A 460-nucleotide genomic window follows, 5' to 3' on the forward strand; every position below is an offset into this window, starting at 1 on the left:
CGTCGATGGCGCTGCGCAGCTTGCGCACGGTGGCCTTGGCGCCCCACACGAAGGCCGGGGTAATCTGCTGCTCCATGCCCAGGATGTACTCGTCCTGGAAGTGCGACTTCAGTCCCTTGGCCGCCACGGTGCGGGGATCCGGCGCAGTACCGCACTCCAGATTGGACGACACCGCACCACCGCTGTTCGGGCATACATACTGGTTGCCCAGATCCACAGCGACAGGGCTCAGGCCAGTCGGAGCCCCCGTGCGCGGATCAACGCCAGTGTAGGTGAAATACTGGCTGGTGATCAGCGAGCCGGAAGCACCGCGCACCGCCACGTTATTTGGCATAGCGAGATGGTAACGGCCTGCGTTCGCATACACCTTCAAGGTGGAGTCGCCGAACACGTCCCACGACACGCCCAGACGCGGTGCCAACTGATGGCGCTGGGCCGCATACTTCTTGCCGTCGCCGTT

At 63.9% G+C, this 460-nt stretch carries 1 pseudogene; it reads right to left on the reverse strand.

Going from position 1 to position 460, the window contains the following annotated elements:
• Window positions 1-460: pseudogene (locus ACH65_RS20300) on the reverse strand (TonB-dependent receptor); the annotation flags it as partial.

It is taken from the genome of Frateuria defendens (assembly GCF_001182895.1).
Lineage (GTDB): Bacteria > Pseudomonadota > Gammaproteobacteria > Xanthomonadales > Rhodanobacteraceae > Frateuria_B > Frateuria_B defendens.